General features: G+C 43.2%; 7 protein-coding genes and 1 CRISPR repeat array (1 of these 8 only partly in view). Of the genes, 2 read left to right on the plus strand and 5 right to left on the minus strand.

Translation table 11 applies throughout. The features are described 5' to 3' along the window. Window positions 1-4724: direct repeats of the CRISPR family, unit length 36 nt; unit sequence GTTTCAATGCTGCTTCGCCTGCAAAGGGTTTAGTAT; it begins 7055 nt to the left of the window's first position. A gap of 497 nt (window positions 4725-5221) precedes the next feature. Next, window positions 5222-6835: a CTP synthase gene (locus SGRA_RS00705; protein WP_014373159.1), complete on the plus strand. Its 1614-nt coding sequence runs from the start codon at window positions 5222-5224 to the stop codon at window positions 6833-6835. Window positions 6836-6911: 76 nt separating this feature from the next. On the opposite strand, the gene SGRA_RS00710 is transcribed toward SGRA_RS00705, so the two are convergent. From SGRA_RS00710 to SGRA_RS00730, 5 genes are all read right to left on the minus strand, one after another. Then, window positions 6912-7460: a DUF1573 domain-containing protein gene (locus SGRA_RS00710; protein ID WP_014373160.1), complete on the minus strand. Its 549-nt coding sequence runs from the start codon at window positions 7458-7460 to the stop codon at window positions 6912-6914. 120 nt (window positions 7461-7580) lie between these two features. Beyond that, a complete protein-coding gene (locus tag SGRA_RS00715) occupies window positions 7581-10112 on the minus strand; it encodes a DUF4268 domain-containing protein (RefSeq protein ID WP_014373161.1) in 2532 nt (843 codons plus the stop codon). A gap of 258 nt (window positions 10113-10370) precedes the next feature. Further along, window positions 10371-10646: a hypothetical protein gene (locus tag SGRA_RS00720; RefSeq protein WP_014373162.1), complete on the minus strand. Its 276-nt coding sequence runs from the start codon at window positions 10644-10646 to the stop codon at window positions 10371-10373. Next, on the minus strand, window positions 10646-11281 hold the full coding sequence (locus SGRA_RS00725; protein WP_014373163.1) for a hypothetical protein: 636 nt from the start codon (window positions 11279-11281) through the stop codon (window positions 10646-10648). The genes SGRA_RS00720 and SGRA_RS00725 overlap by 1 nt, the downstream gene beginning before the upstream one ends. Before the next feature lie 12 nt (window positions 11282-11293). Next, entirely contained in the window at window positions 11294-12094 is an 801-nt protein-coding gene (locus SGRA_RS00730) for a hypothetical protein (RefSeq protein WP_014373164.1), read from the minus strand. 229 nt (window positions 12095-12323) lie between these two features. Between SGRA_RS00730 and SGRA_RS00735 the strand changes: the two genes are divergently transcribed. After that, window positions 12324-13769, plus strand: coding sequence for an IS4 family transposase (locus SGRA_RS00735; protein ID WP_014373165.1), 1446 nt, complete (start codon window positions 12324-12326; stop codon window positions 13767-13769). Window positions 13770-13776 lie beyond the last annotated feature (7 nt).

Consider the following 13776-nt stretch of genomic DNA (forward strand, 5'->3'; position numbering starts at 1 on the left):
TAAACATAGCTTCGTTTTAAGGTTGTTTCAATGCTGCTTCGCCTGCAAAGGGTTTAGTATTAACTTGGACTACCCACTAGAATTAGATGAGTTGTTTCAATGCTGCTTCGCCTGCAAAGGGTTTAGTATGCTACCGTTTATGAATGTCACGGTTAAGCTTGTTGTTTCAATGCTGCTTCGCCTGCAAAGGGTTTAGTATAACTATTGTATTGCTGTGCCAACTTGAAAAGAGCAGTTTCAATGCTGCTTCGCCTGCAAAGGGTTTAGTATGCCCTAAAGCCAGCAAGGCTAAATTCCTAAGCCGTTTCAATGCTGCTTCGCCTGCAAAGGGTTTAGTATCGAGAGTTCGACCGCGAGGTCGAGTTCATTGCCAGTTTCAATGCTGCTTCGCCTGCAAAGGGTTTAGTATTCAAAGCCTTCTTCTGGACCACAAGTCTTGAGAAGTTTCAATGCTGCTTCGCCTGCAAAGGGTTTAGTATTTTAAGACCGAACACGAGGCCTTTATTTTGGGCCGTTTCAATGCTGCTTCGCCTGCAAAGGGTTTAGTATAGGTGAAGGAATGTCTCTCATTAAGAACTATAAAGTTTCAATGCTGCTTCGCCTGCAAAGGGTTTAGTATTCAATGGCAGAATCTGAAACTTTGAATAAGACTGTTTCAATGCTGCTTCGCCTGCAAAGGGTTTAGTATTTATCTGATCTCAGTTGAGAACAAAATAGAATAGTTTCAATGCTGCTTCGCCTGCAAAGGGTTTAGTATGAAAGATGATCTGGAGGAATACTTCTCCAGCATCGTTTCAATGCTGCTTCGCCTGCAAAGGGTTTAGTATTCTTTAAATAACTCGAAAGGTATTTCTGGAGATAGTTTCAATGCTGCTTCGCCTGCAAAGGGTTTAGTATCTACCTTTCTTATATTGTACTGCATATTTCTCATAGTTTCAATGCTGCTTCGCCTGCAAAGGGTTTAGTATAGCTTCTGGATAAAAAAGGAAAAAGAAAAGAAGCTGTTTCAATGCTGCTTCGCCTGCAAAGGGTTTAGTATTCTACGATCAGAAGCTTTGTTGCTTCTGATAACAGTTTCAATGCTGCTTCGCCTGCAAAGGGTTTAGTATACAGCAACTGACTTTTTAAATGGAGCATTTGTAGTGTTTCAATGCTGCTTCGCCTGCAAAGGGTTTAGTATTCGGCCCGGTACATTTCTAGCAAACATCTTTTAAAAGTTTCAATGCTGCTTCGCCTGCAAAGGGTTTAGTATATTATAATAATGTATAAATTTTAGGTGAACTAGAATGTTTCAATGCTGCTTCGCCTGCAAAGGGTTTAGTATGGCCGCCAGCTGATCAATAAATTTTTTAAAGCGGTTTCAATGCTGCTTCGCCTGCAAAGGGTTTAGTATCTTGGACCTATACCAAGATGGCACACTTGCCAGCCGTTTCAATGCTGCTTCGCCTGCAAAGGGTTTAGTATTATGTATTTTTTTAAGTTAATTATATGAAATTAACAGTTTCAATGCTGCTTCGCCTGCAAAGGGTTTAGTATAAGAATTTGGTCAAACCAAATCTCTGTTCTGGATGTTTCAATGCTGCTTCGCCTGCAAAGGGTTTAGTATTCGAGCTCTTTGATTGCTTCTACTGTGAGACGTAGTTTCAATGCTGCTTCGCCTGCAAAGGGTTTAGTATAAAGTACATTTAGATACCTTAATTGAGGCTGACAGGTTTCAATGCTGCTTCGCCTGCAAAGGGTTTAGTATAAATAATATCATTACACAAACTAATGTAAATATATTGTTTCAATGCTGCTTCGCCTGCAAAGGGTTTAGTATACACAATTTTCAGTGGAAGTTATTTTTCTGAATTGTTTCAATGCTGCTTCGCCTGCAAAGGGTTTAGTATCAGAGTCAGGGACTGGAAACCAATGCTACCAGGTTGTTTCAATGCTGCTTCGCCTGCAAAGGGTTTAGTATTCGATATGGACCGCGGCTATGCCGTTTGGTTCTAGTTTCAATGCTGCTTCGCCTGCAAAGGGTTTAGTATCTTGCTCGAAGCGGTAATTTGGGTTATCCTGCAAAGTTTCAATGCTGCTTCGCCTGCAAAGGGTTTAGTATACGCTCTGTTAAGAGAAAAGGTTGAAAAACAACCTGTTTCAATGCTGCTTCGCCTGCAAAGGGTTTAGTATTTCTGGCAAGAACCGCCTTGTTGCCAAGGTAAACAGTTTCAATGCTGCTTCGCCTGCAAAGGGTTTAGTATTCTCAAATTCTTTGAACTTCTTACCCATAATAACGTTTCAATGCTGCTTCGCCTGCAAAGGGTTTAGTATGGAGTTTCAACCCCAAAACCGAGCAAATAAAACAGTTTCAATGCTGCTTCGCCTGCAAAGGGTTTAGTATTAGTTTCGGTAACCACGGCGGGTTTTGTTCTTTCGAGTTTCAATGCTGCTTCGCCTGCAAAGGGTTTAGTATTTGTGTAGGTACGTATGTCTGGAGAGACAATAAACAGTTTCAATGCTGCTTCGCCTGCAAAGGGTTTAGTATACAAAGCTACAAAGTAAATAAGGAAGTATACTTAGTTTCAATGCTGCTTCGCCTGCAAAGGGTTTAGTATTTTTTTAGGTAGGTATTTAACAATAAGAGTGCACTGTTTCAATGCTGCTTCGCCTGCAAAGGGTTTAGTATGCACTTGACATAATCTCATTACTAGCCATTCTATAGTTTCAATGCTGCTTCGCCTGCAAAGGGTTTAGTATTGTACTTCCTGGAGGACCTGATGTAAGCCTTGCTGTTTCAATGCTGCTTCGCCTGCAAAGGGTTTAGTATACGTCATTTTTAGTTAGGGTTTCGGTAAAAGAACCGTTTCAATGCTGCTTCGCCTGCAAAGGGTTTAGTATGAGCCGTCTTCTTCGGGCTCTACTAAACTTACAAGTTTCAATGCTGCTTCGCCTGCAAAGGGTTTAGTATATAGAGTTAAAAAAGTAGTAAATGAATACATATAGTTTCAATGCTGCTTCGCCTGCAAAGGGTTTAGTATAATTTGGTTTCGAAGTCGGCTGGGCTTAAATATTCTAGTTTCAATGCTGCTTCGCCTGCAAAGGGTTTAGTATTCCGCTTTCTCGAATTATAGAGTCCCACAAAGGGAGTTTCAATGCTGCTTCGCCTGCAAAGGGTTTAGTATTCAGCTGCTTGAAGTAGCTTAACAATCTGGGCTGTTTCAATGCTGCTTCGCCTGCAAAGGGTTTAGTATGAAACAGAACTAGAAAATCTAGGGGAGATTGAAGAGTTTCAATGCTGCTTCGCCTGCAAAGGGTTTAGTATAGGCGCAAAGCCCGAAAATACAAGGAGCCTGCAGTAGTTTCAATGCTGCTTCGCCTGCAAAGGGTTTAGTATTATACAGTATGGTCAACAGGCCACCTGCCTATGGGGTTTCAATGCTGCTTCGCCTGCAAAGGGTTTAGTATTAGAAATGACTTCAAAGCTCTCTTAAAACAAGAGCTGTTTCAATGCTGCTTCGCCTGCAAAGGGTTTAGTATTGCACACGAGTACGGATAAGGAGCTGGAAGAACTGTTTCAATGCTGCTTCGCCTGCAAAGGGTTTAGTATGTTTTTAGGGCCATAGCCATCGCTTCGGCAAGGGGGTTTCAATGCTGCTTCGCCTGCAAAGGGTTTAGTATACATTTATAAACTTATAATATTCTAAAGCTGTCAGTTTCAATGCTGCTTCGCCTGCAAAGGGTTTAGTATGAACTATTCCTCCCCACTACATTGATGGAGAGGATGTTTCAATGCTGCTTCGCCTGCAAAGGGTTTAGTATAAACTTTCCATGTGTAGCTTCTACACATTCGAAGTAGTTTCAATGCTGCTTCGCCTGCAAAGGGTTTAGTATTTGATAAGATTGCTGCTGAGATTTCAATGAAGAAATGTTTCAATGCTGCTTCGCCTGCAAAGGGTTTAGTATTATATTTAATTAACTCTAAATTTATTACATTATGAGTTTCAATGCTGCTTCGCCTGCAAAGGGTTTAGTATTTGAGATGCGGATTTCATAGACTTATGAATTTATAATAGTTTCAATGCTGCTTCGCCTGCAAAGGGTTTAGTATAGGGCTGGGAACTCATATGAGAGTTTGCCAGGAATGTTTCAATGCTGCTTCGCCTGCAAAGGGTTTAGTATAAAAACAAAAGAGGCCCTAGAGGGCTCTTTTAAGTTTCAATGCTGCTTCGCCTGCAAAGGGTTTAGTATAAAAGGGTCAAAGGTTGCCAGCTTCCACGCTGAAGTTTCAATGCTGCTTCGCCTGCAAAGGGTTTAGTATTTTTTATACAGAGACTTCTGCTTCTTGGCAGTGGCGTTTCAATGCTGCTTCGCCTGCAAAGGGTTTAGTATGCAAAGCATGGTAATGCCCGAAATTAAAATTGAGGTTTCAATGCTGCTTCGCCTGCAAAGGGTTTAGTATCCATAACAGGTCAGTCAAGTGGGAAGCCTCTGCTAGTTTCAATGCTGCTTCGCCTGCAAAGGGTTTAGTATATAGAATGGGCTGAAGGCGAAAAGCTAAAAGTGACGTTTCAATGCTGCTTCGCCTGCAAAGGGTTTAGTATTCCTGTGGGGTCGTTGGTTGTCCGCTCAAGTCGGGTTTCAATGCTGCTTCGCCTGCAAAGGGTTTAGTATTGGCCAATATTTACCAAACCTACTAACTGAGAAATGTTTCAATGCTGCTTCGCCTGCAAAGGGTTTAGTATAGCAAAACTATCATATAATTCAAAAAGCCATAAGAACGCTTTCACCGACATTAGAGCCACCAAACTCTAAAATATACCGCAAAGCTCCCAAATGCTCTTTTTTCATTTTAAGAAAGTTTTAAGATTTGGATTTTCCCACTATCTAAAGACATTTCCTGCTCACAATATAAAACTTATCTCCTATACTTCCTAATTTAATTTTGGCCCCTTTTTCCGCGACCTACAGGCGGCAAAGCCGCCGCAGGCCGAAGGCCAAACGGCCTAGCGATGTGCAGGGGTGGCCGAAGGCCAGACCGAAGGCGAAACGAAGTGAAGCCTGAAGGGCCGAGCAGACCTGCGAGCCCCGAAACGTAGCGCCGCAAGGCCGCAGGCCGCAGCGGAGGCCCCTCCCCCAGTCCTTAACAGTAATTTGATTTTATAAGCCAAAGAGCCAGCAAAAAAACCGTATTTTTGCCCCCATTACCGCTTGTCTAAATCCGTACGATATGAAAAATATTATGACCAAGTATATCTTTGTTACAGGTGGAGTGAGCTCCTCTTTGGGCAAAGGGATTATTGCCGCCTCCGTGGGTAAACTCCTGCAAGCTAGGGGCTTTTCAGTGACAATCCTGAAATTAGACCCCTATATCAATGTGGACCCCGGTACCCTGAACCCCTACGAACATGGCGAATGCTATGTGACCGAAGATGGGGCCGAAACGGACCTCGATCTCGGCCATTACGAACGCTTCCTTAACCAAAATAGCTCGCAGGCCAATAATGTGACCACGGGCAGAATTTACCAAAGCGTGATTAACCGAGAAAGAGCTGGCGATTATCTGGGCAAAACGGTGCAGGTGGTCCCCCATATTACTAATGAAATTAAACGCAATATCATGGCCCTAGCCAATCAGGGTAATTACGATATTGTCTTGGTCGAAATTGGTGGCACGGTGGGCGATATTGAGTCTCTGCCCTATGTGGAAGCGATGCGGCAAATGCGCTGGGAACTCGGTCGAGAAAACTGCCTGACGGTCCACCTCACTTTGGTCCCTTACCTTCGTGCAGCCGGCGAACTGAAAACAAAACCCACCCAACATTCGGTCAAAGAATTACTCGGCTCAGGTATCCAACCCGATATTCTGGTCTGCCGAACCGAGCATCCGCTCAGTATGGAAATCAAACGGAAATTGGCCCTCTTTTGCAACCTCGATGCCCCCTCGGTGATTGAGGCCCGCGATGCCAAAAGTATTTATGATGTGCCCATGCTGATGCTCAAGGAAAAACTGGATAGCAATATTCTCACAAAGCTTCGCTTGTTAGACCGACATGAGCCCAAATTAGACCGCTGGAAGCGCTTTTTGGGCCAACTCAAAAATCCTATGCATGAAATCGAAATTGGGCTGGTAGGCAAATATATCGAGCTCCAAGATGCCTATAAATCGATTCATGAGGCCTTTATTCATGCCGGCGTGAGCAATGAATGTAAGGTGCATATTCGCCATATTCACTCGGCCCATATCAATGAAAGTACGGTGGCCCAAGAACTCAAGGGACTATCTGCCGTGCTGGTGGCCCCAGGCTTTGGCGAAAGAGGGGTTGAAGGAAAAATTACGGCCATTCGCTATCTGCGAGAAAATAATATCCCTTTTCTGGGCATCTGTCTGGGCATGCAATGCGCCGTGATTGAGTTTGCCCGTCATGTTTTGGGCCTCCAACAAGCCAATTCTACCGAAATGCAGGCCCAAACGCCCGAGCCCGTAATTTCCCTAATGGAGGAACAAGAAAGTATTGAGAATTTGGGCGGCAGCATGCGCCTAGGCGCCTACCCCTGCCAGCTCCAAGAAGGTAGCAAAATGGCCCAAATCTATGGCCAAAAAGAGATTTCTGAACGCCATCGCCACCGCTATGAGTTCAATAATAATTATCTGCAAGCCTTTGAGGAGGCCGGCCTGATCGCCTCTGGTCGCAACCCAGAAACTGGACTAGTGGAGGCCGTAGAACTCAAAAACCACCCCTGGTTTTTGGCCGTTCAATTTCATCCCGAATATAAAAGTCGAGTAGAAAGTCCCCACCCAATTTTTATCGATTTTATCCGCGCAGCCCTAGCCTATAAGGAAAGCGAAGCCTAATTTATAGGTCCCCAAAAATAGAAAAAGGAGTTGTAGCCCGCTGGCTGCAACTCCTTTCTTTTAGCGCTTTAATCGCTTATTTTGTTTCTGTCGTTACTACATCGGCCTTGATGGTCAGACGAGTTTGAGCAGGGTTGGTGTTGGCGGTTAGTGTCACAAATTTAGTTTGTGCACCTTTCTTGCCTGCAGAGTTAAACTCTACTTCAATTTCGCCAGATTCACCTGGAGCAATAGGCTCTTTAGGGTACTGAGGCACAGTACAACCGCAAGATCCTTTGGCATTGGTGATCGTCAAGGGCTTGTCGCCATCATTAGTAAACTTAAAAGTATGTGTCACTTTTTCGCCTTGCTTAATGGTGCCAAAATCAAAGGCATCCTCGGCAAACTTCATAGTTGTGGCCAAAGCGGGGTCTACGGCTTCTTGTGGGTTGCCAGACTGTTGAGCCTGGATGGATTGAGTGGGTTGCGTTCCAGTAGGTCCTACTGTGTTGTTATTCTGAACAGCAACATCGGTTTTGGTTGCTTCCACCTCGGCGGCAGAAACTCCTCCGCCACACTGCATAAAGGTAAACGCCATCAAGCCAATGAATGCAAAGCTGAGAAATTGGGCTGCAAATCTTTTCATCTTCTAAAGAGAAATTTTGGTTAAAGTAATCTGTCCGCAAATCCTGCGGATAACAAAAGTACAGCTTTCATCGCAAAATGAGAAAAGCCAATCTTTAAAAGAAACTTAAGAACGAAAAGTTTAGTTCTTTCCGCCCCTTCTCTTAAGGTATGGGCTAAAAGCTTCCTCCATTTTGGGAAGGTAATCAATAAAGAAACGATTTGCTTTTGGCCAATCTTCTTCACGCCCTAAACTAACGCCCTTCAAATCAAAGCGAATACAACTCTTTTTGTTGTCTGCCATCTCTTGCCAAACCAAAGGCTGCCCAAATACTGCCTCTATTTCTTCCTTATACCCAAATAGCTTTCTAAATATCTCCTTGTTTCTTGTCTTCTCTGCGCCAGTAATAGAAACCTCGATTCGAGCTTCGTCTTTTGTCATGATTAAGCTATAATACACACTAGTCGTTCCGGCTCCACAACTCAGCCAATGATCCTTAGACGGAGATACCCGCTGAAAAAGAGTCGTATCCTTTATTTGAGGTAATAGTTGCGTCCAGTATTTCTTCCGCATAAAAAAGCGGTCCTTCTTTGTCGCTGCTATTTTTTCTCCCAACTCTTGCTTATCCCGATACTTAAGGAGTAAAGCATCTTCTAGACCAAATAAAGGCAGTAAGCTCTTGAGGGTAGTAAACTTACTATTGCTATCTGAGTTTGTCTCTACATAATAGGAACCGACAAGCAATTGTGGAGCCCGAAAATCCTCAGCCCGTTCACTAACTTTAAGCCGATCTGGCTGACTCAAAAGCAAAGCAGCATTCCTTTCATATAACGCTCGCAAAACATACAGATACATCTGCGTAAATCGGCCTTCTTCTACTTTCTCCCCCTCAAAGATGAAATAGGCCAATTTCTTGTTCTTGGGCAAACTCGCCTCCATGATATGAAGCTCTGGCTCTAAAAACTCCTCCTTAACCTCTACTTCTGGATAAGGCCATATCTCTAAAAAACGCTCGGTAATAATAACTGTCCGCTCTTGATAGGCCTGTATATCCCAAGAAGATAAACTACTCAAGTATTTATTTAACCACAAACGACTATACTGATAACCCTGCTCTTTCCCCTGAATATTCATCTCTTTTTTTGCCCTAAAGGTTTTATTCCCCAAAGCCCCATTATTTCCCGATAAGGTCAAATTCCCTATCGTATGCAAATAACGATGCTCAAAGGCTTGTATGTCCTCTTCAGCTAGTTCTTTTCGCCAATCTTCACTAAGCTTCTGCGGAAAAATATGCTCTACACTAATGCGCTCATCTCTAGTGTCTACATATTCTCTGTTGTTATAGTTTTCTAACTTCTCAAAAAGATAGTTTCTCTTTCTCGCTGTTATATGATAAAGATCTCGATCCTTCAAGGCCTGCCTCAATTCCGCATCCAAAGGAAAACGCCCAGCGCCCCGCTTTTTCAAGATAGCCTGATAAATAGAATTTAAATAGTCCTCACTATCCACCTCTGCATATAAAACCATGAAAATCTTATTCAAGGCACTAGTAGGCAAACCCATAATAAACCGACGCCAGACATATGCCTGCAAAAACTGAAGGATCGCAATCAAATCTAACTTAGAAATCACCCCATTTTCCTTATCCTCAAAAAGCTGCAATAAAAAAGGATATACTACATTAACATCCAGTTGGTTAATGTACTCTAACTCCTGCCGAATGTCTTTATCTCGCTCTGCTCTCGGATTGATAAACAAATGATAATGATATGATAAGCTCTTGATCTGCTCCAAATCGTTCCAGTATTCCTCCCCCTTCTTATCCTGACACTGCTCTTTAAAGGTCTGATATACCTTAGATTTCTTGGGAATCGTCTTGTTCTTTAAGGTCAAGTAATCCCGAATAAAAGCCGAAACCATAGATTTATCCTCGCCCCAGTTTCTAGCATTCTCCTCTATCGGATACCAAATCCGCTTATAAACCCGCGCCTGCTCTTTAGGATCCAAATCCATCAATATGTAGTTCCGAATCAAATCAGACTGCGAAAGATCTAAACCCGTAGAGTTCAAACTCTCAAAGATCCGCTGTGGATCATCTTTCCCCCGCTCCAAAGCAATCTCTACAAAGATCAAGCGTTTCAAACCCTGCTCGATCAACTGAAAGTTGTCTTTATTGACCAGCCCCTTAAAAAAACGGTAGTTTTCCAGGACCTTAGCCCCCCCCTCTACCTTATCCTCCTCCCCCAAAAGTATCGCCTCAAAAGCAAGCGCATTCTTATCCGTTTGCTTCAATTTCAATTTGTAGTTCTCCTCTTCCGCATACTCATTACACAAATAACTATTGTAAATTCTAGCCGCATCCCGCTGCTGACCACTCTCCAAAGCAAAACGATACAAGGCCACCAACAAAATATTTAAAGTCGTCAGACGCTGCTGACCATCAATTATCACCAGCTCACTAATCTCACTACTACTAAATAAGCCATCATAAATAAACACAATACTCCCTATAAAATGAGAGCTGCGATGATGACTGACCACATCTATAATGTCCTTAAATAAATCGGAACACTCCTTCTGCCCCCAATCGTAATTCCGCTGATAAATAGGAATAACAAACTGTATGTCCCGCTTTTTCAAAAAGCTGACTACCTGCAATTCTTTAGCATTCATTCTTGGTTCTTGTTTTTAGTTATTTTTATTTGGGGCTGCCCCTTCCGCTGGGTTGAAACCCAGCGCAAAGCGGTATCGCTTTGCGAAGCTATACAAAATGAGGGTTGAAACCCTCATGAATTATCGGTCGGGTCGGGCTGTTTCGCAGCTCGCTGTTCGCTCGGCCCTGCGCCGCCAAAGGCGGCTGGGTCTGGCCCTTCGGGCCACTGCTGTCCATCCCTCAGCCTGCGGGCGCTCCGCGCCCTGTCCCCTCCAATACTAGTTTTCTGCAGCCAAACTGTCCTTGGCCAATTGCTCGGCCTTATAAGCCTTCCACTTCTCCTCGGCTAGCTTCCAAGCCGCCGACTTAACATCCAGTACCTCTTCCTTCAATTCGCTTTCCCAAAAAGATTTAAAGCTCTTAAATTCGGTTCTCGTCTCTGTCTTCAAACTTTCTATCTCACTATAGATATAGAAGTAAAAGAAAGCGCCCGCCCCCAATAAACTCAATAACATCCCTAAGAGTAAGCCCAGCCAAAATGCAGTATTCTTCATTAGTTGTGGATTTTTACGGCCCGCTCAAAGCCCAAGCGCTCCAAATGGGCCTTGCGCACCTGCTTGAGGTCAAAATCTTGAAAGCGAATCTGCGCCCGCAAAAAGTCAAAGGCAAAGTCAAAATCCATATACTGATAGCGAATAGGCAAGGCACCCGGCCCCGCCATATCCGTCAGTTTCTTTTGGTTGAGGACCTGCAACAGATCGCCCGCCAATTGCAAAAAGGGATTCAAATGGTTTTCGATAAATTGTTGGCGCTTCTCTCGGTCCAACTCAAAGATTTCTTGGGCCAAACGACAATAGGCCTGCATGGCCGGACAATAATCCAGCACAAAGACATTGCTCAGCTCGTTGCGGCGCGCCCGAACCATTTCCCCATTCTTTTCTCTCAACTGCTTTTTGAGGTCCTTCAAGATTAAGCGAATACGCTCGTTTTTTGCCTTGCAGGCATCCTCCAAAGCAAAAAGTTGGTCATTTCGGCCCAATTGCAATTTGGCAATTTCAGTTTGGTATTTGGCCAACTCGCCCATAAAGCGACTACGCGCCCAAAACCAACTTACCGCCACCAAGGCCAACAAGCCCGCAAAACTCAGGGCATAAAAAGGCAACTGCTCGACAAATTCGTCCCAGTTCATATATATAGGGGATTAAATGAATGATAAAATAAGAAAGAGAAGACCCACTACAGCCGCAGCAGCCAAAACAATGTAAATAGCAAGGGGAATAGGGCTCCAAATTCGCACTTTTTCTAGTACGGGCAAGCCCTCTTCCATCCGCAGCGCATACAACAAGCTATCTATACTTTGATAGGGATCTGCCGTTGGTCGAACCGCATAATTGGGGTCTATCGGAATAGCCGAAGGGGGCGGCAATTGCTCAATAATCAAGTCTAATTTTTGATTTTGCTGCGCTTCTAATTCTTGCAGGCGCTTTTGCAAGTTTTCTAGCTCTTCCTCTATAGAAGCTTGCGAAACTGAGCGCAGCTGAAGGTAGGCCCCAGCGGCCAAGCCCTGCGCTCCAAAACTTTGGTCCAAAAACAAGGCCTCGCCCTTAAAGTAAAGGTTTAAATCTCCGGGCAAGTCACTCAAAAAGCCTTGATCGACTAATTGCTGCAGGGCCTGCTGGGGCAATTGCTCCTCATCAAAGGCTAAGGGGGCATAAGTTTGGCCCAAAGGGTCTTGTATATAAATAAAATGCTTGGCCGCTGGCCCTTCTTGCTCAATGCGCAAGATGCTGCCCTCATACAAATCACTAAGTTGCTGCAACTGCTGTTCGGCCTGCAAAAGCTGCTCGCCAAAAGCCAGTTGGTAGCTGCCCCCTCGGGGAAGGAAGCCACTAAGTTCCAGCTGCTCAATCATTTCGGCAGCAGAGAAACTAAGATCCACCTCGGCATTCATGAGCGTGCCGTATTGCGGATGCATAAAATTTAAGTTGAGTATAGGTTCCATAGCTTATACTGGGGATATTTTGAATCCGAATATACTAAGATATCTCTTAAATAACAGTTTTTTGCCCAGAAAAGCAAAAGGCCCCAGCTGCAGAAGCAGCTAAGGCCTTTTTTTGGTCCATTTTTGCGGCGGACAGGGCCGATAGGCTTGGGTTGACCCACTTTTAAAAATAAGCTTAACTTAGCTCTAAATCAAGATTTATATGGACAGTACAAAGGTATCTTCATTTATGCTAAATAAGCAATCAGTGAGAGTATGTTATAGATTAGCAGAGAGTCTAAAAAATAATCCTAACCCACATTTAACAAATGTAGCAAAAACTGATGCAGACCGTAAGGCTTTCATGAGGTTGTTATCAAACAAAAATCTTACTGAGGAATACATTCAATTTGAGTTTATTGGCAAAAGTAGGGAGTCTATGAAGGTGGTTGAAGAAAAGCTTCTGGCCTTTCACGACACCTCTGAAGTTGTACTGAATAAGCAAAGAAATAGACTAACGGACAAAGAGGGTTTAGGCCCTGGAGGTCGGGAAACAAATTTGTCTGTATTTCTTCACATGGCTCTACTATATGGTCGAGAAAGCTTTCATTATCATGGCTTAGGAGGTGTTCAGCTTTATAATCGATATAAAAATAGAGTAACTTGTAAGGAGGCTGAAAATAGAAATACGGGTCATTTTAGAGGTGAAATTACGAGATGGAAAGTAAATGTAGAAGAGACAGAATCTGCGTTAAAAGTAATTAACGACCTAATTGATATTTTACATGTTTGTGATCGAGAAGGAGATGTTTATCCCATGATGGAAAGTTTTTTCAGACAGCATATTAAGTTCTTGATTCGGTCTCGAACAGATAGACGAGCAACGATTTGGGAGGATGGCAAAAAGATTCCATTATGTGATGTCTTTGAACATTATCCAGCAGACTTTGAGACGACAGAAACGGTCAAGAGTAGCCGTAAAAAACTTAACGGGAAGAAGCTAGTTGTTCGATCTAAAAAAGTGACTTTTGCCGTTCCCAAATCTTGTAAGTATGTTCTTGGCGAACCAAGGCCTAAACCAATGACAATCAATGTTATTGAGGTCTTTGAAAAGGGCAAAGGTTTTTCAAAATCTGCCGCTAGAAAAAGAAGCCGAACAAAAAAAGATCATGATGATGAAACCATCAGTTGGCGCTTACTCACAAATGAAGAAATCAACAGCGAAGAAGAGCTCTTAGAGCTTGTTCTTTGCTACCGCAAGAGGTGGTTAATTGAAACATACTTTAAATATTTAAAATCAGATGGCTTTGATATTGAAAACATATGTTTAAAAACAGGTAAAGCTATCCGCAAAATGATACTTATGGCAATCAGTGCATCTGACAAGGTCCTTAAGCTTAAAGAAGCTGGACTTAACCAAGATAATGAGACTCCAGCAACCTCTATTTTCACAGAAGATGAAGTAGAAGTCTTAGATCTTATATTTAAACAATATCTAAAAGGCGAAAGCCAAAGCCCTTCTTTGCGTAACCCATTTACCTCTAAATCAATAGCTTGGGCCTATTGGATCATAGCAAGGTTGGGCGGATTTAATGGCGCAGTGAAGAAAACTAGGCATGCCGTATCCGTCAAGAAAATAGGACTAGGGTTAGAGAGATTCATATTTATGTATGATGGATATCGATCCCTAAATTGACACCGCT

It is taken from the genome of Saprospira grandis str. Lewin (assembly GCF_000250635.1).
GTDB lineage: Bacteria > Bacteroidota > Bacteroidia > Chitinophagales > Saprospiraceae > Saprospira > Saprospira grandis.